Source organism: Roseateles sp. GW821-FHT09B06 (genome assembly GCF_059418245.1).
In genome coordinates this window covers 1-21,973 of the sequence record NZ_JBWKPM010000038.1, presented here as the reverse complement: position 1 = coordinate 21,973, position 21,973 = coordinate 1, and the positions used below count along the sequence as shown (strand labels likewise).

At 70.1% G+C, this 21,973-nt stretch carries 23 protein-coding genes and 1 pseudogene; 18 read left to right on the top strand and 6 right to left on the bottom strand.

Translation table 11 applies throughout. From position 1 onward, the window contains the following. The first annotated feature begins 10 nt into the window (after window positions 1-10). From AC07OQ_RS22410 to AC07OQ_RS22395, 4 genes are read left to right on the top strand one after another with little or no spacing between them, the layout of a single operon-like run. Entirely contained in the window at window positions 11-121 is a 111-nt protein-coding gene (locus tag AC07OQ_RS22410; RefSeq protein ID WP_495055355.1) for a cytochrome oxidase small assembly protein, read from the top strand. A 6-nt stretch (window positions 122-127) separates the two neighbouring features. Then, window positions 128-739: a cytochrome c oxidase assembly protein gene (locus AC07OQ_RS22405; protein WP_495055354.1), complete on the top strand. Its 612-nt coding sequence runs from the start codon at window positions 128-130 to the stop codon at window positions 737-739. Next, entirely contained in the window at window positions 736-990 is a 255-nt protein-coding gene (locus tag AC07OQ_RS22400) for a DUF2970 domain-containing protein (protein WP_495055353.1), read from the top strand. The genes AC07OQ_RS22405 and AC07OQ_RS22400 overlap by 4 nt, the downstream gene beginning before the upstream one ends. Window positions 991-1,031: 41 nt before the next feature. Next, window positions 1,032-1,916, top strand: a complete 885-nt coding sequence (locus AC07OQ_RS22395; RefSeq protein WP_495055352.1) for a cytochrome c oxidase subunit 3 — start codon at window positions 1,032-1,034, stop codon at window positions 1,914-1,916. A gap of 128 nt (window positions 1,917-2,044) precedes the next feature. Here the strand turns inward: AC07OQ_RS22395 and AC07OQ_RS22390 are convergent, their stop codons facing one another. Beyond that, window positions 2,045-2,254, bottom strand: a complete 210-nt coding sequence (locus tag AC07OQ_RS22390) for a DUF2909 domain-containing protein (protein WP_495055351.1) — start codon at window positions 2,252-2,254, stop codon at window positions 2,045-2,047. A gap of 33 nt (window positions 2,255-2,287) precedes the next feature. Between AC07OQ_RS22390 and AC07OQ_RS22385 the strand changes: the two genes are divergently transcribed. From AC07OQ_RS22385 to AC07OQ_RS22365, 5 genes are all read left to right on the top strand, one after another. Next, window positions 2,288-3,013: an SURF1 family protein gene (locus tag AC07OQ_RS22385; protein ID WP_495055350.1), complete on the top strand. Its 726-nt coding sequence runs from the start codon at window positions 2,288-2,290 to the stop codon at window positions 3,011-3,013. Beyond that, the gene (locus AC07OQ_RS22380) at window positions 2,964-3,674 is read left to right on the top strand and encodes an SCO family protein (protein WP_495055349.1); all 711 of its coding nucleotides are present in this window, start codon (window positions 2,964-2,966) and stop codon (window positions 3,672-3,674) included. The genes AC07OQ_RS22385 and AC07OQ_RS22380 overlap by 50 nt, the downstream gene beginning before the upstream one ends. Before the next feature lie 132 nt (window positions 3,675-3,806). Beyond that, a complete protein-coding gene (locus AC07OQ_RS22375; protein WP_495055348.1) occupies window positions 3,807-4,934 on the top strand; it encodes a COX15/CtaA family protein in 1,128 nt (375 codons plus the stop codon). Then, a complete protein-coding gene (gene cyoE, locus AC07OQ_RS22370) occupies window positions 4,931-5,842 on the top strand; it encodes a heme o synthase (protein WP_495055347.1) in 912 nt (303 codons plus the stop codon). Before AC07OQ_RS22375 ends, cyoE begins: the two co-directional genes overlap by 4 nt. Continuing rightward, the gene (locus AC07OQ_RS22365; RefSeq protein ID WP_495055346.1) at window positions 5,839-6,456 is read left to right on the top strand and encodes an SCO family protein; all 618 of its coding nucleotides are present in this window, start codon (window positions 5,839-5,841) and stop codon (window positions 6,454-6,456) included. The genes cyoE and AC07OQ_RS22365 overlap by 4 nt, the downstream gene beginning before the upstream one ends. A gap of 40 nt (window positions 6,457-6,496) precedes the next feature. Here AC07OQ_RS22365 and AC07OQ_RS22360 read toward each other — a convergent pair whose 3' ends face one another. Beyond that, window positions 6,497-7,396: a LysR substrate-binding domain-containing protein gene (locus tag AC07OQ_RS22360; protein ID WP_495055345.1), complete on the bottom strand. Its 900-nt coding sequence runs from the start codon at window positions 7,394-7,396 to the stop codon at window positions 6,497-6,499. Between the two features lie 129 nt (window positions 7,397-7,525). Between AC07OQ_RS22360 and AC07OQ_RS22355 the strand changes: the two genes are divergently transcribed. From AC07OQ_RS22355 to AC07OQ_RS22340, 4 genes are read left to right on the top strand one after another with little or no spacing between them, the layout of a single operon-like run. Further along, window positions 7,526-8,458: a dihydrodipicolinate synthase family protein gene (locus AC07OQ_RS22355; RefSeq protein ID WP_495055344.1), complete on the top strand. Its 933-nt coding sequence runs from the start codon at window positions 7,526-7,528 to the stop codon at window positions 8,456-8,458. Between the two features lie 41 nt (window positions 8,459-8,499). After that, window positions 8,500-9,468 (top strand): Bug family tripartite tricarboxylate transporter substrate binding protein, encoded by a 969-nt coding sequence (locus AC07OQ_RS22350; protein WP_495055343.1) that lies wholly within the window; start codon window positions 8,500-8,502, stop codon window positions 9,466-9,468. After that, entirely contained in the window at window positions 9,458-10,159 is a 702-nt protein-coding gene (locus tag AC07OQ_RS22345) for an SDR family NAD(P)-dependent oxidoreductase (RefSeq protein WP_495055342.1), read from the top strand. The genes AC07OQ_RS22350 and AC07OQ_RS22345 overlap by 11 nt, the downstream gene beginning before the upstream one ends. Before the next feature lie 23 nt (window positions 10,160-10,182). Then, the gene (locus AC07OQ_RS22340; RefSeq protein ID WP_495055341.1) at window positions 10,183-11,349 is read left to right on the top strand and encodes a mandelate racemase/muconate lactonizing enzyme family protein; all 1,167 of its coding nucleotides are present in this window, start codon (window positions 10,183-10,185) and stop codon (window positions 11,347-11,349) included. 64 nt (window positions 11,350-11,413) lie between these two features. Here AC07OQ_RS22340 and rpoH read toward each other — a convergent pair whose 3' ends face one another. The 4 genes from rpoH to ychF form a co-directional block, all read right to left on the bottom strand. Continuing rightward, a complete protein-coding gene (rpoH, locus tag AC07OQ_RS22335) occupies window positions 11,414-12,334 on the bottom strand; it encodes an RNA polymerase sigma factor RpoH (protein ID WP_495055340.1) in 921 nt (306 codons plus the stop codon). Between the two features lie 179 nt (window positions 12,335-12,513). Then, the gene (locus tag AC07OQ_RS22330; RefSeq protein ID WP_495055339.1) at window positions 12,514-13,023 is read right to left on the bottom strand and encodes a chemotaxis protein CheW; all 510 of its coding nucleotides are present in this window, start codon (window positions 13,021-13,023) and stop codon (window positions 12,514-12,516) included. Window positions 13,024-13,058: 35 nt separating this feature from the next. Next, window positions 13,059-16,172, bottom strand: coding sequence for a CHASE domain-containing protein (locus AC07OQ_RS22325; protein ID WP_495055338.1), 3,114 nt, complete (start codon window positions 16,170-16,172; stop codon window positions 13,059-13,061). Window positions 16,173-16,376: 204 nt separating this feature from the next. Beyond that, window positions 16,377-17,471, bottom strand: coding sequence for a redox-regulated ATPase YchF (ychF, locus tag AC07OQ_RS22320; protein ID WP_495055337.1), 1,095 nt, complete (start codon window positions 17,469-17,471; stop codon window positions 16,377-16,379). An 87-nt stretch (window positions 17,472-17,558) separates the two neighbouring features. On the opposite strand from ychF, the gene AC07OQ_RS22315 reads away from it, so the two are divergent. The 5 genes and pseudogenes from AC07OQ_RS22315 to AC07OQ_RS22295 all read left to right on the top strand — a co-directional run. Next, the gene (locus AC07OQ_RS22315; protein ID WP_495055336.1) at window positions 17,559-18,686 is read left to right on the top strand and encodes an FAD-dependent monooxygenase; all 1,128 of its coding nucleotides are present in this window, start codon (window positions 17,559-17,561) and stop codon (window positions 18,684-18,686) included. 48 nt (window positions 18,687-18,734) lie between these two features. After that, entirely contained in the window at window positions 18,735-19,448 is a 714-nt protein-coding gene (locus AC07OQ_RS22310) for a DsbC family protein (protein ID WP_495055335.1), read from the top strand. 10 nt (window positions 19,449-19,458) lie between these two features. Continuing rightward, the gene (locus AC07OQ_RS22305; RefSeq protein WP_495055334.1) at window positions 19,459-19,926 is read left to right on the top strand and encodes a DUF3429 domain-containing protein; all 468 of its coding nucleotides are present in this window, start codon (window positions 19,459-19,461) and stop codon (window positions 19,924-19,926) included. Window positions 19,927-19,929: 3 nt separating this feature from the next. Continuing rightward, window positions 19,930-21,696: a M61 family metallopeptidase gene (locus AC07OQ_RS22300; protein WP_495055333.1), complete on the top strand. Its 1,767-nt coding sequence runs from the start codon at window positions 19,930-19,932 to the stop codon at window positions 21,694-21,696. Continuing rightward, a pseudogene (locus AC07OQ_RS22295) lies at window positions 21,681-21,973 on the top strand (hypothetical protein); the annotation flags it as partial. The gene AC07OQ_RS22300 and the pseudogene AC07OQ_RS22295, both read left to right, overlap by 16 nt.

The window sequence follows — 21,973 nt, the reverse complement described above, 5'->3', positions numbered from 1 at the left end:
GGACCCGCGCATGAGCCCGCAGCAACGCAAGAGCAATAGGCGTCTGGCCCTGATCCTGGCCTCGGTGGCGGCGATGTTCGCCATCGGTTTCGTGACCAAGATCATGTTGCTGGGCGCCTGAACCACCATGAGCGACAAGCCCCGCTGGAACCTGTCCAACGCCCTGCGCCGGGAGAACCGGCTCATGGTGGGCAAGCTCGGCGTGGTCGTGGCGCTGATGTTCGGCTTCGGCTATGCGCTGGTGCCGCTCTACAACGCCATCTGCACGGCGCTGGGCATCAACGTGCTGTCGCTCTCCGAGCGTCAGCACGCGGTCAGGGCCAGCGATCTGAAGAACACCCAGGTCGACTACAGCCGCAAGATCACCATCGAGTTCGACGCCAATGCGCGCGGCCCGTGGGAATTCAAGCCGGCGGTCAACCATCTGGAGGTGCATCCGGGCGAACTCGCCACCGTGATGTACGAGTTCCGCAATGTGCAGCCCAAGGTGATGTCGGCGCAGGCCATCCCCAGCTATGCCCCGAAGCAGGCCACGGCCCACTTCAACAAGCTGGAATGCTTCTGCTTCAACGAGTACACCCTGCAGCCGGGCGAGGCCAAGCAATGGCCGGTGGTCTTCGTGATCGACCCCAAGCTGCCCAAGGATGTCAAGACCATCACCCTGTCCTACACCTTCTTCGAGGTGGCGGGCAAGGGTCAGAAACAGGCCGCCGTGCCGAAGGCGGAACCCAAGCTATGAGCGAGCAGGACCAGAAGCCGGGACAGGATTTGAAGGACGCGGCGGCTCGGCCGGCGTCCTTCGTGCAGACGGTCAAGGCGATCGCCTGGGCCTTCTTCGGCGTGCGCCGTGGCGCCGACTATGACAAGGATGTGGCCAAGCTGAACCCGGTGCATGTGATCATCGCCGGCGTCATCGGGGCCGCGATATTCGTGCTGGTGCTGGTGCTGCTGGTCCAATGGGTGATTGGCAGCGGCGTGGCCAGCGCCTGATAAGACCAGCAGGACTGAAGATTTAGTTCGAGGAGAAACAGATGTCGGCAGCGACTCCACACGGGACCACTCCCTACTACTTCGTGCCCGGGCCCTCGCGGCATCCGGTGATGGCCGCGATCGGCCTGTTCTTCGTCATCCTGGGCGCCGGCCAGTGGATCAACGGCCATGACTGGGGGGCCTATTCGCTGGCCTTCGGCCTGCTGTGGTGGGCCTTCGTGCTCAAGCAGTGGTTCGGTGACGCCATCCGCGAGAGCGAGGGCGGTCTCTACAGCGACCGCATCGACCTCTCCTTCCGCTGGAGCATGGGCTGGTTCATCTTCTCGGAGGTGATGTTCTTCGCCGCCTTCTTCGGCGCGCTGTACTGGGCCCGCGTGCACTCGGTGCCGAGCCTGGGCAGCCTGGACAACGCGCTGCTGTGGCCCGACTTCAAGGCCCTGTGGCCCAGCGTCGCGGCCGGCATGACCGCGTCGCCAGCCGGTACGGTGGAGCCGTTCAGCACCATGGGCCCCTGGCCGCTGCCGACCATCAACACGGCCCTGCTGCTGACCTCGGGCGTGACCCTGACGATCGCCCACCATGCGCTGCTGGACGACAAGCGCGGCAAGACCATCGCCTTCATGTGGATGACGGTGATCCTGGGCATCGTCTTCCTGTTCGTGCAGGGCTACGAATACAGCCACGCCTACAAGGACCTGAACCTCAAGCTCAGCTCCGGCGTGTTCGGCTCGACCTTCTTCATGCTGACCGGCTTCCACGGCTTCCATGTGTTCGTCGGCATGCTGATGCTGCTGTTCATCACCTTGCGCCTGCACAAGGGCCATTTCAAGGCGGAGCGCCACTTCGGTTTCGAAGGCGCCGCCTGGTACTGGCACTTCGTCGACGTGGTCTGGCTGGGCCTGTACGTCGTGGTCTACTGGATGTAGGGAGGGGCCACCCCCTACCGGCTTCGCCGGCCCCCTCAAGGGGACGAGCCCGGTGGACCGGCGGAGCCGGATCCACGGGCTCCGCTGGGTGAAAAATACGAACGCCGCATTGCGCGGCGTTTGTTGTTTCAGCGGCCCAGGGGCACGCCGGTCGGCTGGATCCAGCCCATGTAATAGCTCAGCAGGATGAACAGGAACAGCGCTACCGAGACGGCCACCCGCAGCGCCAGCGCGCGCGCCATGCTGGTTTTGCCCTTGCTCCGGCGCAGCATGAGCAGGCCCGCAGCGCCCAGGGCGCCGAGGATGCCGACGAAGGCGATCAGGAAGACGAATTTCATGGCGAGCGATTATTCCACCGGAGCGGCGCGGCGATGAGCGGCGGGCGGCGCTGGGTCGTGCTGCTGGCCGCGCTGCTGGGCGTGGCGCTGACCGCGCGCCTGGGCCTGTGGCAGCTCGACCGCGCGGCGCAGAAGATCGCGCTGCAGGAGGCGATTGCGGCGCAGGGCAAGCTGCCGCCGCTGCTGGCGGCCGAGCTGCGCGCGGGCCCGGACGACGGCGCCAGCCAGTTGCACCGCAGCGTGCGCCTGCGCGGGCGCTGGCTGGCCGACAAGACCGTGTTCCTGGACAACCGGCCGATGGCCGGCAGGGTCGGCTTCTATGTCGTGACGCCCCTGCTGCTGGAGGGCCGGGCCGAGGCCATCCTGGTGCAGCGCGGCTGGCTGCCGCGCGACGCGCGCGAGCGCGAGCACCTGCCGCCGCTGCTAACGCCCGCGGGCCCGATCGAGTTGCAGGGTCGTCTGATCGCCGCGCCGTCCAGGCTTTACCAGTTGGGCGAAGCGGGGCAGGGGCGGATCCGGCAAAATCTGGCCTCCGCCGCCTATGCGCAGGAGATCCGCCAAGCCCTGCTGCCGCTGACCGTGCTGCAGCAGGATCCCTCGTCCGAGGGCGGCCTGCTGCGCGACTGGCCGGTGCCCGACACCGGCCTGCAGAAACACTATGGCTACGCCTTTCAATGGTTTGCGCTCGCCGCGCTGATCCTGGGTCTTTATGTCTGGTTCCAACTCGTCCGTCCCCGCCTCCGCCCACGCACTCGCTGACGAAGGCCTGTCCCTGACGGTGCACAGCCTGCCCGATCCGCAGGCCATGGCCTCGCAGCAGCGCACGCGCCGCGGCCGCCTGTCGATGCTGCTGGTGGTGCTGGCCTGCGCGGCGCCGGTGATCGCCTCCTACTTCACCTTCTACGTGATCAAGCCGCAGGGGCGCGCCTATGGCGAGCTGATCCTGCCCACCGTCGAGCTGCCGGCCCTGACCCTGAGCGATCTGGACGGCAAGGCCGTGCCGGCCGAGTCGCTGAAGGGCCAATGGCTGCTGACCCTGGTGCAGGACGGCAGCGCCTGCGCCGCCGATTGCGAGAAGCGCCTCTACATCCAGCGCCAGCTGCGCGAGATGCTGGGCAAGGAGCGCGACAAGGTCGACAAGCTGCTGCTGATCCCGGACGACGCTGCGCCGCCGCGCCCCGAACTGCGCCAGGCCCTGGCCCAGGGCGTGCCGGTCACCGTGCTGCGCGCGCCGCGCGCCCAGCTGGCGGCCTGGCTGAAGCCGGCCGCCGGCGGCGGGCTGCAGGACCATTTCTTCCTGATCGATCCGATGGGCCGCTGGATGCTGCGCGCGCCCGCCGAGCCCGATCCGGCCAAGCTGAAGAACGACCTGAACCGCCTGCTGAAGGCCAATGCCGGCTGGGACAAGCCGGGCCGTTGAGATGAGAGCCCACCCCCTGCGCGCTTCGCGCGCCCCCTCGAAGGGGGCGGCACCGACCGCCCGGCGGAGCCGGACCGGCGCTGCCCGCTCGGCCATACATTCGGGCTGCCGCGCAATTGCGCTCGACCGGAAATGACCGTGAGTGCCGATCTCGTCAATCTCGCCCCGCTGGCCCAGCTGCTGGCCTTCGGCGCCCTGCTGGGCGGCGGGCCGCTCTTGTGGCTGCGCCTGCGCTCGCGCGCCGCCACGCGCGGCGAGAAGCTGCGCGCGCTGACCCTCTTGACCCTGTTCCTGACCTTCGACCTGGTGATCTTCGGTGCCTTCACGCGCCTGAGCGACTCGGGCCTCGGCTGCCCCGACTGGCCGGGCTGCTATGGCAACGCCAGCCCGCTGGGGGCACAGGCCGAGATCCACGCCGCCCAGACCGCGCTGCCCAGCGGCCCGGTGACCCATGGCAAGGCCTGGGTCGAGATGGTGCACCGCTACCTGGCCAGCGGCGTCGGTTTCCTGATCCTCTGCCTGTGCGTGATGAGCTGGCGCCGGCGTCATGAACAGGTCTCGCCCTGGTGGGCCACGGTGACGCTCGCCTGGGTCTGCATGCAGGGGGCCTTCGGCGCGCTGACGGTGACGATGAAGCTGTTCCCGGCCATCGTCACGCTGCACCTGCTGGGCGGCCTGGGCCTCTTGGTGCTGCTGGCCTGGCAGGCCCAGGGCTATGCCCCCAGGCCGCTGCACCTGGGCGCGGGGCTGAGCCGCGCCGTCTGGGGGCTGTTTGCGCTGTCCCTGCTGCAGATCGCGCTGGGCGGCTGGGTCAGCACCAATTACGCGGTGCTGGCCTGCGACGCCTTCCCGCAATGCCATGCCGGCCAATGGTGGCCCGAGATGGATTTCGAGCATGGCTTCACCTTGTGGCGCGAGCTGGGCGTCGGCGCCGATGGCGGCTGGCTGCCCTTTGCGGCGCTGACGGCCATCCACATGACGCACCGCATCGGCGCGCTGCTCGTGTTCGCCGCCATCCTGGCCATCGCCTGGGCGCTGTGGGGCCGCAGCGACGATCAGGGTGGCGAGGCCCGACGCTGGGCCTGGCGCCTGCTGCTGGTGGCCGCCTGGCAGCTGGCCAGCGGCCTGTCCAACGTGGTGCTGGACTGGCCCATCGTCGCGGCCCTGGCCCATACCGGCGGCGCCGCGGCGCTGCTGACCTTGCTGAGTTTCATGCTGGCGCGCCTGCGCCAGGCGGAGAGCGTCCGAAGAATCCTATGACCCAAGCTTCCACCCTCCCGCTGTCGCCCTCGCGCTGGCAGCAGTTCTACCAGCTGACCAAGCCCAAGGTCGTGCAGCTGATCGTGTTCTGCGCCGTGATCGGCATGGCCCTGGCCATTCCGGGCGCGCCCGCCGCCGCCGAATGGGGCGTGATCCTCGCGGCCACCGCGGGCATCTGGCTGGTGGCCGGCGCGGCCGCCGCCTTCAACTGCCTGATCGAGGAGCGCATCGACGCGAAGATGAAGCGCACCGCCTGGCGCGCCACCGCCAAGGGCGAGCTGAGCCGGGCGCAGACGCTGACGTTCTCGGCCGCGCTGTGCGCGCTCGGTTCGGCCATCCTGTGGTTCTGGGTCAACCCGCTGACCATGTGGCTGACCTTCGCCACCTTCGTCGGCTATGCGGTGATCTACACGGTGATCCTGAAGCCGCTGACGCCGCAGAACATCGTGATCGGCGGCGCCTCCGGCGCGATGCCGCCGGTGCTGGGCTGGGCCGCGCTGCGCGGCGAGGTCGGTCCCGAGGCGCTGATGCTGTGCCTGATCATCTTCCTCTGGACCCCGCCGCATTTCTGGGCCCTGGCCCTGTACCGCACCGAGGACTATGCCAAGGCCGGCCTGCCGATGCTGCCGGTCACCCATGGCTCGGACTACACGCGGCTGCAGGTGATGCTCTACACCTGGATCCTGCTGGCCGCGACCCTCTTGCCCTTCCTGACCGGCATGAGCGGCTGGCTCTACCTGGCCGCGGCGCTGGGCCTGGGCCTGGCCTTCTGCTGGTACGCCTGGAAGCTCTGGCGCCACTATTCGGATACGCTGGCGCGTGCCACCTTCCGTTTCTCGATCTGGCATCTGTCGCTGCTGTTCGCGGCCCTGCTGCTGGACCATTACCTGATGCCCCTGCTGTCATGATGATCAACAAACGCCACCTGCTGCTGAGCCTCGTCGCCGTCTCCTCGTCCCTGCTGCTGGCGGGCTGCGACCGTCTGGGCGGTGCCGCCAAGCCCGCCTTCAAGGGCATCGACCTGACCGGCGCCGAGTACGCACGCGACCTCAAGCTGCCCGACCAGGACGGCCGCGACCGCACGCTGGGCGACTTCAAGGGCAAGGTGCTGATCGTGTTCTTCGGCTATACGCAATGCCCCGATGTCTGCCCCACGACGATGGCCGAGCTGGCCCAGGTGAAGAAGGCGCTGGGCCCCGACGGCGACAAGGTGCAGGGCATCTTCGTCACCGTCGATCCCGAGCGCGACACGGCGCCGCTGCTGAAGGCCTATCTGCAGAGCTTCGACCCGAGCTTCGTCGCGCTGCGCGGCAGCGAGGAGCAGACCAAGGCCGCGGCCAAGGAGTTCAAGGTCTACTACGCCAAGGTGCCCGGCAAGACCGAGGGCTCGTACACGATGGACCACACGGCCGCCAGCTTCATCTTCGACACCCAGGGCCGGGTGCGCGTGTTCTCGCGCTACGGCTCCGGCGCCCAGGCCCTGGCCGACGACATCAAGCTGCTGCTGGCCGAGAAGGCCTGAGCGGCCAGGGCGGCCCGGTCGGCGCGGCCGGCCGCCGCCCTCAATGCGGCGCGCTGCCGACCGCGCGCCAGAAATTCTCCGCCGCCGGCGCCAGCGCTTGCTGCTGGCGGTACAGGCGGATCTCCACCGGCAGCGCCCAGGGCGCAGCGCCGGCCAGCAGCAGCCTGCCCGAGGCCAGCTCCTCGGCGATCAGGCTGCGCGGCAGCCAGGCCAGGCCGCGGCCGTCCAGCACCATGGTCTTCAGCACCGTGGCCAGATGGGCGGTCAGCTGCGGCTGGGCATTGACGCTCTCCAGCATCGGCCCGCGCAGCGCCCGCAGCAGCCGGCCGATGCCCGACTCGGCGCTGTAGGCCAGCAGCGGCACCTTGGCCGCGCCGTCCAGCGCATGGCGCGGCCGGCCCGCGGCGTCGGGCGCCGAAACCGGGATCAGCTCGTCACGGCCCACCACCATGGAGCGGTAGGCGTTCGGGTCCAGCCGCGCCGGCACCTGCTCGTGCGCATGGCACAGCAGGAACTGCACGCGGCCCTGGCTCAGCAGGGCCTCGCATTGCTGCATCACGTCCGACACCAGCTGGATCGGCCCCACCGCCAGGCGCGACTCCAGGCCGCGCAGCCAGGCCGGCAGGAAGGTGAAGGACAGCGCATGGGTGGCGGCGATGCGCAGCGTCGCCGAGCTGGCATCGGCGACCGCGCGCGCCTCGTCCGGGATGCGCGCCACCCGCGCCAGCAGCTCCTGGGCCACCGAGCGGAACCATTCGCCGGCCTCGGTCAAGGTGACCGGATGGCTGCTGCGGTCGAACAGCGCCACGCCCAGCCATTCCTCCAGCGCCCGCACGCGCCGGCTGAAGGCCGGCTGGGTCATGTGGCGCTCCTCGGCGGCGCGCGAGAAGTTGCCGCTGGCCGCCAGGGCCAGGAAATCGTCGAGCCAGATCAGGTTCATCGGGGCGGTGCTTTGAGGGCATGAAAGAAGACCGAAGCAGCATTGGCCGAAGGCGGCGAGTTCTCCGAAGATGAAGTCACCGAGGCGCGCCACAGCGGCCCGATTGTTCACCAAGGAGACGAGACCCCCATGCCCACGATCCAGAACTACCGCGGCATCATCCCCGCGATCGCCTGTCCCTTCACCCCCGATCACAAGATCGACGAGCGCGAACTGCGCCGCCATGCGGCCTGGCTGGCCCAGCAGAGCGGCGTCGTGGCGGTGATGACCAACGGCCACACCGGCGAGGTGTTCTCGCTGACCCCGCGGGAGCGCTGCGAGGTGACCCGCATCGTCGCCGACGAGCTGAAGGGGCGGCTGCCGGTGATCTCCTCGATCGTCTGCGAGGGCATCCGCGATGCGCGCGAGCACGCGGCGATGGCGCGCGAGGCCGGCGCCCAGGGCCTGGACGTGATGCCGCCCCACCATTGGCTGCGCTTCGGCTTCCGGCCCGACCATGTCAGCGAGTACTTCGCCGCCATCGCCGAGGTCGGCCTCGACCTGGTGGCCCATGTCTACCCGGCCTGGACGCGCGCCTCCTACTCCTCGGCCACGCTGGCGATGCTGGCCAAGCTGCCCTATGTGCAGGCCTTCAAGGTGGGCCAGCGCGACATGAACAAGTACGCGGCCGACATCAAGGCGATCCGCGATGCCGATGCCTCCAAGGCCATCCTGACCTGCCACGACGAATACCTGCTGGCCTCGATGGTGCAGGGCGTCGACGGCGCCCTGGTCGGCTTCGCCACCTTCATCCCCGGCCTGATCAACGATCTGTGGGAGGCCGTGAAGGCCGGCGACCTGAAGCGCGCGATGGCGGTGCAGGACCTGATCACGCCGCTGAAGGACGCGGTCTACGGCGGCGGCGAGCCCACCGGCGAGGCCCACGCGCGCATGAAGATGGGCATGTACCTGGCCGGCGTGCTGGCCGCGCCGACCGTGCGCCCGCCGACCGAGGCACCCAGCGAGGCCGAGATCGCCGCGCTGCGCGCCGCGCTGGCCAACGCCGGCCTGCCGCAGCGCTGAGCCCGCGGGTTTCGAGACCCCACAACAACGGAGACAAGACCATGCAAGGCAAACGATCTTTGCTGCGTGCCGCGCTGGGCCTGACCCTGGCGGCGCTGAGCCAGGCGGGCCTGGCCCAGGCCTATCCGGCCAGGCCGGTGACCCTGATCATTCCCTTCCCGCCCGGCGGCACGCTGGACCTGGTCGGGCGCATGCTGGCCCAGAAGCTCGGCGAGCAGATGGGCCAGCCCTTCGTCGTCGAGAACCGCGCCGGCGGCGCCGGCACGATCGGCGCGACCGCGGTGACCAAGGCGGCGGCCGACGGCTACACCCTGCTGTTCAACGCCTCGACCTTCACGACCACGCCGATGACCCTGAAGTCGGTGCCCTACGACGTGGTCAGGGACTTCACGCCGGTGGCCCTGGTGGCGAAGGCGCCGCTGGCGGTGGCGGTCAACAAGAACCTGCCCTTCGGCGACGTCAAGGGCCTGCTGGCCCATGCCAAGACCCATCCTGGCAAGCTGACCTTCGCGATCGGCTCCACCGCCTCGGCCGGCCACCTGTCCACCGAGCTGCTGAAGCGGGCCGGCGGCATCGAGTACGTGATCGTGCCCTACAAGGGGTCGTCGCCGGCCTACCAGGATCTGGTGGGCGGGCAGATCGACGCCTTCATCGACCCCATCCTCGGTTCGGCCGGCTTCGCCAAGGCCGGCCAGCTGAAGGTGATCGCCGTCACCTCGAAGGCCCGCGTGCCCAATCTGCCCGATGTGCCGGCGGTCGGCGAGACCGTGCCGGGCTACGAGTTCTACAGCTGGTACGGCCTGTGGGGCCCGGCCAAGCTGCCGCCCGAGATCGCGCGCCGCCTGAACGCCGAGGTCAACAAGGCGCTGGACGGCGAGATGCGCGACAAGCTGACGGCCCAGGGCCTGCTGCTGACGCCCGGCTCGATCGAGGATTTCGTGCGCTTCCAGAAGGACGATATGGCGCTGTCGGCCAGGATCATCGCCGAGGGGAAGATCCGTGCCGAATGAGCGGTCTGCGCATGCCGTCGTCACCGGCAGCAGCTCGGGCATCGGCCGCGCGATCGCCGAGTTCCTGCTGGCCGGGGGCTGGCGGGTCACGGGCCTGGACCTGGCGGCGCCGGCCATCGCGCACGAGCAGTTCGAACCGGTCGCGCTGGACCTGTGCGACGGTGCCGCGCTGGCCGCCGCCGCGGCGCGCCTGGGCCCGGTGCAGGCCCTGGTGCATGCGGCCGGCGTGCTGCGCGTCGCCCCGCTGGGCGGCCTGCGGGCCGAGGACGGTGAACTGATGTGGCGCCTGCATGTGGGGGCGGCCGAGCAGCTGGCGAATGCACTGCTGCCGGCGATGGCGGCGGCCGGCCAGGGCCGGGTCGTGCTGCTGGGCAGTCGCGTCGCGCAGGGCAAGGCCGGGCGCAGCCAGTATGCCGCCACTAAGGCCGCGCTGATCGCGCTGGCGCGCAGCTGGGCGGCCGAGGTCGTGGCCCGGGGCGTCACGGTCAATGTGGTGTCGCCGGCCGCCACCCAGACCGCGATGCTGGCCGATCCGGCGCGCCAAAGCGAACCCCCGGCCCTGCCGCCGCTCGGCCGGCTGATCCGGCCCGAGGAGATCGCTGCCCTGGTCGGCTTCCTGCTGTCGCCCGCGGCCGCGGCCATCACCGGCCAGGACCTGCAGATCTGCGGCGGCGCCTCCCTGTCCCGTTAGCCTTCACCCTCAAGAGAAGTCCCATGAAGATCCTCGAAGTCCACGAAGTCACCAAACCGATCTCGTCCAATATCCGCAACGCCTATATCGATTTCTCGAAGATGACCCTGAGCCTGGTGGCCGTGGTCACCGATGTCGTGCGCGACGGCAAGCGCGTGGTCGGCTACGGCTTCAACTCCAACGGCCGCTACGGCCAGGGCGCGCTGATCCGCGAGCGCTTCCGCCCGCGCCTGCTGGAGGCGGATCCGGCCAGCGTACGGGACGCCGAGCGCGACAACCTCGACCCGCACAAGCTCTGGGCCGCGATGATGGTCAACGAGAAGCCCGGCGGCCACGGGGAGCGCTCGGTGGCCGTGGGCACCTTGGACATGGCGATCTGGGATGCGGTGGCCAAGATCGAGGGCAAGCCGCTCTACCAGCTGCTGGCGGAGCGCCACGGCACGGGCCAGCCGAACCGCAAGGTCTTCGTCTACGCCGCCGGCGGCTACTACTGGCCGGGCCAGGGCCTGGAGGGGCTGGAGCGCGAGATGCGCAGCTATCTGGACCGCGGCTATTCGGTCGTCAAGAAGAAGATCGGCGGCGCCTCGCTGGCCGAGGACTGCAAGCGCATCGAGGCGGTGCTGAAGCTGCTGGGCCCGGGCCAGCGGCTGGCGGTGGATGCCAACGGCCGCTTCGACCTGAAGACCGCCGTCGAGTACGCCAAGGCGCTGTCGCGGTACGACCTGTTCTGGTACGAGGAGGCCGGCGACCCGCTGGACTACGCGCTGCAGGCCGCGCTGGCACCGCATTACGACAAGCCCATGGCCACCGGCGAGAACCTGTTCTCGATGCAGGATGCGCGCAACCTGATCCGCTACGGCGGCATGCGGCCCGACCGCGACTATCTGCAGTTCGACTGCGCGCTCAGCTATGGCCTGGTCGAGTACCTGCGCACCCTGGAGATGCTGAAGGAGCATGGCTGGTCGCCCAGCCGCTGCGTGCCGCATGGCGGCCACCAGATGTCGCTGGCCATTGCCGCCGGCCTGGGCCTGGGCGGCAACGAGTCCTATCCCGACCTGTTCCAGCCCTATGGCGGCTTCCCGGACGGCGTCAGGGTCGACAACGGCCATGTGACCCTGCCCGAGCTGCCCGGCATCGGCTTCGAGGGCAAGGCCGACCTCTACGCCGAGATGCGCGCGCTGGCCGCCTGAAAAACGGAAAACCCCGGCGGGCCGGGGTTTTCTGCTGGGGCGGAGCCGCTGTTCAGGCCAGGGCTCAGGCGGCCGGGGCCAGCGCCTTCTTCATCTTCTTCATCGCCGCCACCTCGATCTGGCGGATGCGCTCGGCCGAGACGCCGTACTCGGCGGCCAGCTCGTGCAGGGTCATGCCGCCCGAGCTGTCGTCGTTCACCCTCAGCCAGCGCTCCTCGACGATGCGGCGGCTGCGCTCGTCCAGCGCCTCCAGCGCACGGGTGATGCCGTTGCCGGCCAGTTCGTCGCGCGAGCGGCTCTCCAGCACGCGGGTCGGTTCCTGGCTCTCGTCGGCCAGGTAGGCGATCGGGGCGAAGCTGTTCTCGCCGTCGTCGTCGGTCTGCGGCTCCAGGGCCACGTCGCCGCCGGACAGGCGCGTCTCCATCTCCAGCACCTCCTCGCGCTTGACGTTCAGGGTGCGGGCCACATGCTCCAGCTCGCTCTCGGTCAAGGTGTTGCGGTGCGTCTGGCCCTCGGCCGCCTCTTCCTTCAGGCTGTGCTTCATCGAGCGCAGGTTGAAGAACAGCTTGCGCTGGGCCTTGGTCGTCGCGACCTTGACCATGCGCCAGTTCTTCAGGATGTATTCATGGATCTCGGCCTTGATCCAGTGCATCGCATAGCTGACCAGGCGCACGCCCTGATCGGGGTCGAAGCGCTTGACGGCCTTCATCAGGCCCACATTGCCTTCCTGGATCAGGTCGCCCTGCGGCAGGCCATAGCCCAGGTACTGGCGCGAGATCGAGACGACCAGGCGCAGGTGCGACAGCACCAGGCGGCCGGCGGCCTCCAGATCGCCGCTTTCGCGCAGGCGGCGGGCAAACGACAGCTCTTCCTCGGGGGTCAGCAGCGGCAGGCGGTTGACGGCCGAGATATAGGCGTCCAGGTTCCCCAGCGAGGGCACCAGGGCCCAGGGATCGCGAACAGCCAATGCGGTCGGTACAGTCATTCAATATCCTCCAGCCAGGAGCCTTGGGCTCCAGTGGCGGCAATATTAGCACTCCGGGGGAAAGAGTGCTAAATCGCTGGGGCTAATGCTGTAGTTAAGATTCGTAAACAATCAGCGCGATAGCAACTACTAACTTTCGTGCTGCGGAGCGTGTCCGCTGCTGCGTTCCCGGCCGCCAACTAGTCCACCAGACCGAAGTCGGGGCTCGCGACCATGCGCTCGATGTCCAGCAGGATCAGCATGCGCTCGCCGAGCTTGCCCAGGCCGGTGATGAAGCGGCTGTCCAGCGCGGCGCCGATCTCGGGCGGCGGCTTGATGGCGTCGGCGGCCAGTTCCAGCACATCGGAAACCGAGTCCACGACGATGCCGACCACCCGGCCCAGCACGTTCAGCACGATGGTCACGGTGAAGGCGTTGTAGTCGGCCGGCTGGCCCAGGCGCAGACGCAGGTCGACGATGGGCACGATGACGCCGCGCAGATTGACCACGCCCTTGACGAAGGCCGGCGCGTTGGCGATGCGGGTCGGCGCCTCGTAGGAGCGGATTTCCTGCACCTTCAGGATGTCGATGCCGTATTCCTCGGCGCCGATGCGGAAGGTCAGGCATTGCTGGGCGGCCTGCGCCGGGCCGGCTGCGACGGGCACCAGGGCGGATGTGGGGGCGGTGGGGGCCAGTTCGGTGGAGCTCATGCGCCTATTTTGCATGGCGCGCACGCCGGCGCGCTTCAGCGATCGCCCAGCAAGCGGTCCAGCAGGGCCAGCAGTTCGCGCACATCGACCGGCTTCGTGAGGTATTGCCGCACGCCCGCGGCCTGGGCGCGCGCGATCTGGTCGGGCAGGGCGTTGGCCGAGATCGCCACCACCGGCAACTGGGCGCATTGCGGCGCCGCGCGCAGGCGCTGCAGCACGCCCAGGCCATCCAGCTCGGGCAGCTGCATGTCCAGCAGCAGCAGATCCGGTGGATCGGCCAGCACGGCCGCCAGGCCGCTCGCGCCGTCGCCGTAGATCTCCAGGCTGAGCCGGCTGCGCTGGGCCAGGATGCCGCGCATCACCTCCACATTGACGGCGTTGTCCTCGATGTAGACGATGCGGCGGCGGGTGGTCGGCGCGGGTTCGTCGAGCGCGGCGGGCATCGAATCGGCGTCGTCCAGCGGTGCCGGAGCGGCCGGCAGCTGCAGCGAGAAGGTCGAACCCTGGCCCTCGGCGCTGCTGACCTTGATGCCGCCGCCCATCAGCTCCAGCAGGCGCTCGCAGATCACCAGGCCGATGCCCGTGCCCTCGGTGCCGCTGCGTTCGCGGCCCAGGCGGTTGAAGGGCTGGAACAGCTCGGCCAACTGGGTGGGGCTGAGGCCCAGGCCGGTGTCGGCGACGCTGAGCTCCAGCATGCCGCTGGGCAGCAGGCGCGAGCTCAGCTCGATCCGGCCGCCCTCGACGTTGTACTTGACCGCATTGCTGAGCAGGTTGGTCAGCACCTGGCGTATCCGGGTGGCGTCGCCGACGGCATGCCGGGCCTCGGGGGCCAGCGCCCGGCCTATCGCGATGCCGCGTTGCCGGGCCGGCTTCTCGATCAGCGCGAGCGTGTCGTCCAGCAGCTCGTCCAGGTCCTGGCGCTGCAGGTCCAGCTTGAGCGAACCCGACTCGATGCGCGACAGGTCCAGGGTGTCGTTGATCATCTCCAGCAGATGCCAGCCGGCCTGCTGCACCTGGGCGGCCCAGCCGCGCTGGCGCTCGCTGAGCGGTTGCTCGCGGTCCATCTCCAGCAGCTGGGTGAAGCCCAGCATCGCGTTCAGCGGGGTGCGCAGCTCGTGGCTCATGCGCGAGAGGAAGTCGTTCTTGGCGTGGCTGGCGGCCTCGGCGGCCTCGCGGGCCTGCTCCAGCTCCTGCATCTTCAGCTGATCGGTGATGTCCTCCACCACGCCCACCAGGCGCTGCGGCTCGCCGCGCGCATCGCGCAGCAGGCTGACCAGCGCCCGACCATGGATGACGCGGCCGTCGCGCGCCAGATAGCGCTTCTGGCGCCGGTACATGTCGATCTTGCCGGCCACCAGCAGGCGCGACTGCCGCACGTCCTCGGCGCGGTCATCCTTGTGGGTGAAGGAAAGGCTGCGCATCCGCAGCAGTTCCTGCTCGGTGTAGCCCAGCATGCGGCAGAACTGCGGATTCACCTCCTGCGGCATGCCGTCCAGGTCGGTGAAGCACAGGCCGATCGGCGCGTTCTGGAAGATGTTGCGAAAGCGCTGCTCGCTGGCCAGCAGGGCGGCCGAGGCACGCTCGCGCTCCTGCACCTCGTGTTCCAGCGCCGCGGTGCGCTCGCCCACCAGGACCTCGATGCGGCGCGCCCGGCCGGTCACGGTCAGCAGCAGGGCGCCCAGCAGCGCACAGCACAGCAGGCCCACCAGCGCAAACGCCCAGCTGCCGCGGCCGCTGCTGTTGAACAGGTCCTGCGGGGCGTAGACGCGGATGTCCCAGGCCCGTCCGGCGAAGCTAAGCGTGCGCAGGGTCTGCGGCAGGCCGGCCGGCAGGAGCTCGCAGTCCGGCGGGCCGGCCAGGCGCGGCCGGGGCGTCTGCGGGTCGGTGTCGATCAGGCAGACCTGCAGGTGCTCCGGCATGCGGACGGAGACCGTCTGGATCAACTGGTCGGGGCGCAAGGTGGCGAACACCACGCCACGCAGCGCCCGGTCGCGCTCGGCCGCGACGCTGGGCATGCCCTGGTAGAGGGCCTGATAGACCACCACGCCGGTGGCGGCCTGGCTGTCCTGGGAGAGCTGGAAGCCCTCGGTGGCCGAGGGCAGGGCGGTACGCCGGGCGCGCTCCAGCGCCGCCCGGGCGGGCGGGACGGACAGGATGTTGACGCCGAGGGCGCCGGCATTGCGCGGCAGCGGCTCGATCAGGCGGATCGCCAGCGCCGCCTCGTCGGGCGGGGTGGGGCGGTCGCCGCTGCGATCGCGGTCGTGCACCACATAGCCGTCGAAGCCCTGGGCGCGCGCCGCCTGTTCGAAGCCCGGCAGCGCGCTGCGCTCCACCTGGCGAGCCCAGCCCAGCGCCAGCAGCGGGCCGCCGGGCAGCAGGTGGGCGGCGGTGCCGCGCCGGAAGGCCTCGCGGTCGGGCTCGGGGGCCACCAGCAGCAGGCCATGGGCGGCCTCCAGCGCGTGCAGCGGCTCGCGCAGCGCATTCTCCACCGCCGTGGCGGCGGCGCCGGCCTCGCGCTCGAAGTTGTTGCGCTCGCGTTGCGTATCCCAGTCAGCCAGCTTCAAGGCGACCGTGGCCATCAGCCCGGTGGTGATCAGCAGCGGCAGCGCCACGCTCAGGCGGCGCGGTGCCCAGGCCTCCCGCGGCTTGGCGATCAGGGTCAGCGCGATCGGCGCGCCGATCAGCACGCCCACCGTGTCGCCTACCCACCAGGCGGCCCAGTTGCCGGCCCATTCCCCGGGTGGGATGGTGCCGGTGGCCAGCAGGGCCGCGGTGCCCAGGCTGGGGCTGACCAGACAGGCCAGACCCGCGCCCAGCAGATAGAAGCGCGCCAGGTCGCGCGGCTCCGACAGCAGCAGCGGCTGCTCGACGAAGCGCCGCACCAGGCCCGCCCCCAGCAGCGCCTGCAGCATGGCGCCGACGCCGGACAGGGCCGGCAGCAGCAGCGCCGGCCGGCCCATCTGCTGGGCCAGCAGCAGGTTGACGATGAAGGACCCCAGCCAGACGCCCGGCGCGGCGCGCCAGCCCAGCACCAGCAGGCCGGCCAGCGCGATGCCGGCCGAGGGGTAGAGCGGCGAGGCGTAGTTGGGCGGCAGCGTCAGCTGCACCGCCAGCATGCCGATGACCGCATAGGCGATTGCCAGTCCCAAGGCATGTAGGGGCCATTTGACGGACTGGGCAGTCGGCGGCATGAACGAGGGGCCTCGGCGACGTTCGGAGTGAGCGTGCGCCCATCCTAGCCCAGCCCCCAGGCCCGCAACGCGGTTTCGCGGGGCCCGGCTGGGCCGCGGGTCCACGAGGGGCCGGCGGCGGTGATATCTGGCACGCCGCCCAGCGGCGTGCCGCGGCGGGGCCTAGACGTTGAACAGGAAATTCAGCACGTCGCCGTCCTTGACGACATATTCCTTGCCCTCGGCGCGCATCTTGCCCGCGTCCTTGGCGCCGGACTCGCCCTTGAACTGGATGAAGTCGTCGAAGGCGATGGTCTGGGCGCGGATGAAGCCGCGCTCGAAGTCGGTGTGGATCACGCCGGCCGCCTGCGGGGCGGTGTCGCCGATATGGATGGTCCAGGCGCGCACTTCCTTGACGCCCGCGGTGAAATAGGTCTGCAGGCCCAAGAGCTTGAAGCCGGCGCGGATCAGCCGGTTCAGGCCGGGTTCGTCCTGGCCCATCTCGGCCAGGAACAGCGCGCGGTCCTCGTCCTCCATCTCGGAGAGCTCGGCCTCGGTCTTGGCACAGATCGCCACCACCGGCGCGTTCTGGCCGGCGGCGTAGTCCCTCAGGCGGTCCAGGAAGGGGTTGTTCTCGAAACCGTCCTCGGCCACGTTGCCGACGAACATGGCCGGCTTGGCGGTGATCAGGCACAGCGGCTTCAGGATCACCAGCTCTTCCTTGCTGAAGGCGATGCCGCGCACCGGCTTGGCCTCGTCCAGCGCGGCCTGGCATTTCTCCAGCACCTTGACCAGGGCCGCGGCCTCCTTGTCGTTGCCGGAACGGGCCGCCTTGTTGTAGCGGTGCAGGCTCTTCTCCACCGTGCCCAGGTCGGCCAGGCACAGCTCGGTCTGGATCACCTCGATGTCGGAGATCGGATCGACCTTGCCGTTGACGTGGATCACGTTCGGGTCTTCGAAGCAGCGCACCACGTTGACGATCGCGTCGGTCTCGCGGATATGCGAGAGGAACTGGTTGCCGAGGCCTTCGCCCTTGGAGGCGCCCGCCACCAGGCCGGCGATGTCCACGAACTCGACGATGGCCGGCACGATGCGCTCGGGCTTGACGATCTCCGACAGGGCGCCAAGGCGCGGGTCGGGCAGCTCCACCACGCCGACGTTCGGCTCGATGGTGCAGAAGGGATAGTTCTCGGCGGCGATGCCGGCCTTGGTCAGGGCGTTGAAGAGGGTGGACTTGCCGACGTTGGGCAGGCCCACGATGCCGCATTTGAGGCTCATGGAGGACTTTCGCTGGGGGCCGGATGGCAAAGAGGCGATTTTAGCCGGCCCGGCCCGGCGGGCAGGCCCTGCCTACAATGCGGCCTCATGCATGAGCGAGAAGAGTTCGATGTCCTGGTGCGCGGCGAAGGCTGCGTCGGCCGCGCCCTGGCCCTGGCCCTGTCGGCCCAGGGGCTGCGCGTGGCGCTGCTGGGACAGGGCGGGCCGACGCCAGCCCGCGAGGACCTGCGCACCTATGCGCTGAACGCCGCCTCGGTGGCGCTGCTGCGCGAGCTGCGGGTCTGGGACGCGCTGCCCGCCGATGCCGCCAGCCCCGTCTACGAGATGCAGGTGCAGGGCGATCATGTCGCCGGCGCCGCCGGCCAGCTGGAGTTCTCCGCCTGGCAGCAGGGCGTGGGCGAACTGGCCCATATCGTCGACGCGGCCGCGCTGGAACAGCAGCTGGGCGCGGCGATCGGCTTCGCGCCGCATATCAAGCGGGTGGCGGCACCGGTGCCGGCGCGGCTGAGCGCGCTGTGCGAGGGTCGCGATTCGGCCGGCCGGGCGGCCCTGGGCGTGCGCTTCGAGCGCCATGCCTATGGCCAGAGCGCGATCGCGGCGCGCCTGGTGGCGCAGGAGCCGCACCAGGGCGTGGCGCGGCAATGGTTCCGCGCTCCCGATGTGCTGGCCCTGCTGCCCTTCGAGCGGCCCGAGCCGCAGCGCTCCTACGGCCTGGTCTGGTCGCTGCCGCAGGCCCGCGCCGACGAACTGCTGGCCGCGGGCGCGGCCGAATTCGAATCCGCGCTGCTGGAGGCGACCGGCGGCGCGGTCGGTCCGCTGCGCCTGGCCGGCGGCCGCGCCGCCTGGCCGCTGGCCCATGCGCGGGCCGATCGCGTCAGCGGCCCCGGCTGGGTGCTGCTGGGCGACGCGGCCCATCTGGTGCATCCGCTGGCCGGCCAGGGGCTGAACCTGGGGCTGGCCGATGTGGCGGCGCTGGCCGGCGTGATCCGCGAACGCGAGGCCTGGCGGCCGCTGGGGGACGAGCGCCTGCTGCGCCGCTATGCGCGCGCGCGCAGCCTGCCCAACTGGGCCATGGGCGAGTTGACCGACGGCCTGCTGCGCGTCTTTGCCAACGACACGCCCCTGCTGCGCGGCCTGCGCAACGAGGGCATGGGCCTGATCAACCGGCTGCCGCCCCTGAAGCGCTGGCTCACCGGCCGCGCGCTGGGCGCCTGAGGCGCCGCGTCCCCACCCGTAGAAGAAACACCATCTGTCGAGACCGAGATGCTGAAACAAACGAGCTTGAGCCTGGCCCTGCTGCTGGCCGCACCGCTGGTGCTGGCCAACGAGGCCGTGATCCGCAAGAACATCGCCGAGCGCCTGCCGCAATGGCCCAAGCTCGACGAGGTGCGGCCCGCCGCCATGCCGGGGCTGTGGGAGCTGCGTCTGGGCAACGAGATCCGCTATACCGACGCCACCGGCAGCTATCTGATCGAGGGCGAGCTGATCGACACGAAAGCGCGCCGCAATCTGACCGAGGAGCGCATCGCCAAGCTCAACCAGATCGACTTTGCCAGCCTGCCGCTGAAGGACGCGGTGGTCTGGAAGGTGGGCAAGGGCACGCGCAAGATCGCCGTGTTCGCCGACCCCAACTGCGGCTATTGCAAGCGCTTCGAGCGCAGCCTGCAGGAGATGAAGGACCTCACCGTCTACACCTTCCTGATCCCGATCCTGGGCGGCGATTCGCCCGACAAGTCGCGCGCCATCTGGTGCGCCAAGGACGCGCAGGCCAGCTGGCAGTCCTGGATGCTGGAGGGCAAGCAGCCGCCCAAGCCGGGCGCCGGCTGCGACGACGCGGCGATCGAGCGCAACCTGGCGCTGGCGCGCAAGCACATGGTCAACGGCACGCCCGCCGTGATCTTCGAGGACGGCAGCCGCGCCCCGGGCGCGATCAGTGCCGAACAGCTGGAGCGCCGCCTGGCGGCGCAGAAGTCCTGACCGTCCGCGCATGCCCATGCCGTCCACCGCCGCATCCGTCCGCCCCCTGCCGCTGAACCCGCTGGCCCTGCGCCTGGCCTATGCCGGGCTGCTCCCCTTCGTGCTCGGTGCCCTGCTGATCTGGCTGCTGGCCGGCTACAACGCCGATGCCCACGCCTTCGTGGCGCTGGCGCTGACCAGCTACGCCGCGGTCGTGATCAGCCTGCTGGGCGGCATCCACTGGGGCCTGGGCATGCGCCAGAGCATTCCCTCGCCGCAGCCCTTCGTCTGGGGCGTGACGGCCTCGCTGCTGGCCTGGGTGGCGGTGGTGATGCCGGCCAATGCCGGCCTGGCGCTGCATGGCCTGGTGCTGGTGATCTGCTACCTGGTCGATCGGCGCAGCTACCCGGCCCTGGGCGCCGGCGCCTGGCTGACCCTGCGCTTCAGGCTCAGCGCACTGGCCGCGCTGTGCTGCTTCCTCGGCGCGGCGGGCAGTTGATCGATGGCGATGCTGTCCTACCGCATCGAGATCGCCGATGCCCATGCGCACCTGTTCCGGGTCACGCTGACCATCCCCGCGCCGGCCGCGAGCCAGGGCCTGAGCCTGCCGGTCTGGATCCCGGGCAGCTATATGGTGCGCGAGTTCTCGCGCCATCTGAGCGGCATCACGGCGCGCCAGGGCAGCAAGCCGGTGGCGCTGCGCCAGACCCGTAAGAACGCCTGGGAGGCGCGCTGCAGCGGTCGCGCGGCCCTGGTCCTCAGCTACCAGGTCTATGCCTTCGACACCTCGGTGCGTGCCGCCTTCCTGGATGCGCGACGCGGCTTTTTCAATGGCACCAGCCTGTGCCTGCGCGTGCATGGCCGCGAGGCCGAGACTCATGCGATCGAGCTGGCCGGCCTGCCGGCCGGCTGGCAGGTGGCCACCGCGATGCACGAGGTCGCGGCGCTGCGCTACGAGGCGGCGGACTACGACGAGCTGCTGGACCATCCCTTCGAACTGGGCCGGTTCTGGCGCGGCGAGTTCCAGGCCGGCGGCGTGGCGCACGAGCTGGTGGTCAGCGGCGCGCTGCCGGTGTTCGACAGCACCCGGCTGCTGGCCGACGCGCAGCGCATCTGCGAGGCCCAGATCGCCTTCTGGCATGGCGAGCGCGGCAAGCGCGGCGGCGTCGGAGCGTCCGGTCGGCCGCCCTTCGAGCGCTATGTCTTCCTGCTCAATGCCGTCGACGAGGGCTATGGCGGGCTGGAGCACCGGGCCAGCACCGCGCTGATCGCGGCGCGGCGCGACCTGCCGGTGCTGGGCCAGCGCGAGGTGGGCGAGGGCTATGTGCGCCTGCTGGGCCTGATCAGTCACGAGTACTTCCACGCCTGGAACGTCAAGCGCCTGCGGCCCGACGCCTTTGCCGAGTTCGACTACGAGCAGGAGAACCACACCGAGTTGCTGTGGTTCTTCGAGGGCTTCACCTCCTACTACGATGACCTGTTCCTGGTGCGCAGCGGCCTGATCGACGAGGCGCGCTACCTGAAGCTGCTGGGCGGCACGATCACCGCGGTGCTGGACACGCCGGGGCGCAAGCTGCACAGCCTGGCCGAGGCCAGCTTCGAGGCCTGGACCAAGTACTACAGGCAGGATGAGAACACCCCCAACATCACGGTCAGCTACTACGCCAAGGGCGCGCTGCTGGGCCTGGCGCTGGACCTGGCGCTGCGCAGCGAGGCGGGTGGCGCCAGCAGCCTGGACGAGGTGCTGCGTGCGCTCTGGTGTCGCAGCGGTGGCGGCCCGATCGGCGAGACCGACGTCCTCACGGTGGTGGCGGAACTGGGCGGCGCGGCGCGTGCCGAGGAACTGCGCGAATGGGTGCATGGCACCGACGACCTGCCGCTGCCGGCGCTGCTGGAGCGCTTCGGCCTGCATTGGGGCAGCGACAAGTCCTGCCTGGCGCGCCGCCTGGGTCTGCGCCTGGAGGGCGGCGGCCTGAAGCTCAAGCAGGTGCTGCTGGGCTCGCCGGCGCAGGCCGGCGGCCTGGCGGCCGGCGATGAGATCCTGGCCTGCAACGGCTGGCGTCTGAACAAGCTGGACGATGCCCTGCTGACCCTGCAACCCGAGCGCCCGTTGCAGCTGAGCCTGCTGGTGGTGCGCGACCAGCGCGTGCTCAGCGCCGAGCTGTGCCTGGGGCTGGAGCCGCAGATGGGCGTGCCGGTGCGCCTGGGTCCGGCCGACAAGGCTCCGGCGCGCGCGCTGGGCCTGCGCCGCGCATGGCTGGCTGGCTGAAGCCGCAGCGCCGCCGCCTGGCCCTGCTGCTGGTGCTGGGCCTGGTGCTGCTGCTGCACGGCCTGGCGGGGCATGGCGTCTGGCAGCTGCGTCGCGACTGGGACGCAAGCCGGCGCATGTCGGAACGCCTGCAGGTGGCCTTCGTGCGCGAGCTGCAGCAGCGCGCGCCGCCCGCGTCGCGGCCCGTGACGCCGGTCGTTGCGACCCGGCCGCCGCCGCTGACCTCGGTGGTCGCGCCGGCCCAGCCGGCCTCGGCGCCGCGGCTGCCCGAGCCCAG

Bases quoted from the DNA above. Each gene is read 5' to 3' on its own strand.
- AC07OQ_RS22300 (WP_495055333.1), top strand. From the start codon at position 19,930: ATGGCGATGCTGTCCTACCGCATCGAGATCGCCGATGCCCATGCGCAC.
- cyoE (WP_495055347.1), top strand. From the start codon at position 4,931: ATGACCCAAGCTTCCACCCTCCCGCTGTCGCCCTCGCGCTGGCAGCAG.
- AC07OQ_RS22400 (WP_495055353.1), top strand. From the start codon at position 736: ATGAGCGAGCAGGACCAGAAGCCGGGACAGGATTTGAAGGACGCGGCG.
- AC07OQ_RS22390 (WP_495055351.1), bottom strand. From the start codon at position 2,254: ATGAAATTCGTCTTCCTGATCGCCTTCGTCGGCATCCTCGGCGCCCTG.
- AC07OQ_RS22365 (WP_495055346.1), top strand. From the start codon at position 5,839: ATGATGATCAACAAACGCCACCTGCTGCTGAGCCTCGTCGCCGTCTCC.
- AC07OQ_RS22315 (WP_495055336.1), top strand. From the start codon at position 17,559: ATGCATGAGCGAGAAGAGTTCGATGTCCTGGTGCGCGGCGAAGGCTGC.
- AC07OQ_RS22410 (WP_495055355.1), top strand. From the start codon at position 11: ATGAGCCCGCAGCAACGCAAGAGCAATAGGCGTCTGGCCCTGATCCTG.
- AC07OQ_RS22380 (WP_495055349.1), top strand. From the start codon at position 2,964: ATGTCTGGTTCCAACTCGTCCGTCCCCGCCTCCGCCCACGCACTCGCT.
- AC07OQ_RS22385 (WP_495055350.1), top strand. From the start codon at position 2,288: ATGAGCGGCGGGCGGCGCTGGGTCGTGCTGCTGGCCGCGCTGCTGGGC.
- ychF (WP_495055337.1), bottom strand. From the start codon at position 17,471: ATGAGCCTCAAATGCGGCATCGTGGGCCTGCCCAACGTCGGCAAGTCC.
- AC07OQ_RS22360 (WP_495055345.1), bottom strand. From the start codon at position 7,396: ATGAACCTGATCTGGCTCGACGATTTCCTGGCCCTGGCGGCCAGCGGC.
- AC07OQ_RS22350 (WP_495055343.1), top strand. From the start codon at position 8,500: ATGCAAGGCAAACGATCTTTGCTGCGTGCCGCGCTGGGCCTGACCCTG.
- AC07OQ_RS22355 (WP_495055344.1), top strand. From the start codon at position 7,526: ATGCCCACGATCCAGAACTACCGCGGCATCATCCCCGCGATCGCCTGT.
- AC07OQ_RS22405 (WP_495055354.1), top strand. From the start codon at position 128: ATGAGCGACAAGCCCCGCTGGAACCTGTCCAACGCCCTGCGCCGGGAG.
- AC07OQ_RS22340 (WP_495055341.1), top strand. From the start codon at position 10,183: ATGAAGATCCTCGAAGTCCACGAAGTCACCAAACCGATCTCGTCCAAT.
- AC07OQ_RS22305 (WP_495055334.1), top strand. From the start codon at position 19,459: ATGCCCATGCCGTCCACCGCCGCATCCGTCCGCCCCCTGCCGCTGAAC.
- AC07OQ_RS22375 (WP_495055348.1), top strand. From the start codon at position 3,807: ATGACCGTGAGTGCCGATCTCGTCAATCTCGCCCCGCTGGCCCAGCTG.
- AC07OQ_RS22330 (WP_495055339.1), bottom strand. From the start codon at position 13,023: ATGAGCTCCACCGAACTGGCCCCCACCGCCCCCACATCCGCCCTGGTG.
- AC07OQ_RS22395 (WP_495055352.1), top strand. From the start codon at position 1,032: ATGTCGGCAGCGACTCCACACGGGACCACTCCCTACTACTTCGTGCCC.
- AC07OQ_RS22310 (WP_495055335.1), top strand. From the start codon at position 18,735: ATGCTGAAACAAACGAGCTTGAGCCTGGCCCTGCTGCTGGCCGCACCG.
- rpoH (WP_495055340.1), bottom strand. From the start codon at position 12,334: ATGACTGTACCGACCGCATTGGCTGTTCGCGATCCCTGGGCCCTGGTG.